1 protein-coding gene is annotated in these 1,016 nt (G+C 59.0%); it reads left to right on the forward strand.

Features of this window, described 5'->3' with window-relative positions; translation table 11 throughout:
• Positions 1-1,016: photosystem II q(b) protein (gene psbA, locus ACQ4N7_RS30320; protein WP_430715137.1), on the forward strand; the 1,016-nt coding region annotated here is incomplete at both ends.

Below are 1,016 nucleotides of genomic sequence, written 5' to 3' on the forward strand. Positions count from 1 at the left end.
GCCTCCCTGTGGGAGCAGTTTTGCCAGTGGGTCACCAGCACCGAGAACCGCCTGTATGTAGGCTGGTTCGGCGTACTGATGATTCCCACGCTGCTAGCTGCTACCGCCTGCTTCGTAGTTGCGTTCATCGCCGCCCCTCCCGTCGACATCGACGGCATCCGTGAGCCCGTGGCTGGCTCTTTGATGTACGGCAACAACATCATCTCCGGTGCGGTTGTGCCCTCGTCTAACGCTATCGGTCTGCACTTCTACCCCATCTGGGAAGCCGCTTCCCTGGATGAGTGGCTGTACAACGGTGGCCCCTACCAGTTGGTGATTTTCCACTTCCTCATCGGCGTCTTCTGCTACATGGGTCGTGAGTGGGAACTGAGCTACCGCCTGGGCATGCGCCCCTGGATCTGCGTCGCCTACTCTGCCCCCGTGGCGGCTGCGACCGCTGTGTTCCTGATTTACCCCCTGGGCCAAGGTTCGTTCTCCGACGGCATGCCCCTGGGTATCTCGGGCACCTTCAACTTCATGCTGGTGTTCCAGGCAGAGCACAACATTCTGATGCACCCCTTCCACATGCTGGGTGTGGCCGGTGTGTTCGGTGGCTCCCTGTTTTCCGCCATGCACGGTTCACTGGTGACTTCTTCTCTGGTGCGTGAGACCACCGAGACCGAGTCTCAGAACTACGGCTACAAGTTTGGCCAAGAAGAAGAGACCTACAACATCGTTGCGGCCCACGGCTACTTCGGTCGTCTCATTTTCCAATACGCCAGCTTCAACAACAGCCGTTCGCTGCACTTCTTCCTGGGTGCGTGGCCTGTGATTGGCATCTGGTTCACCGCCCTCGGCATCAGCACGATGGCGTTCAACCTGAACGGGTTCAACTTCAACCAGTCCATCCTGGATTCTCAGGGACGAGTGATTGGCACCTGGGCTGACGTCATCAACCGGGCGAACCTGGGTATGGAAGTGATGCACGAGCGCAATGCTCACAACTTCCCCCTGGACCTGGCCACTGCTGAGGCTCC

It is taken from the genome of Nodosilinea sp. AN01ver1 (assembly GCF_050565655.1).
Classification (GTDB): Bacteria; Cyanobacteriota; Cyanobacteriia; order Phormidesmidales; family Phormidesmidaceae; genus Nodosilinea.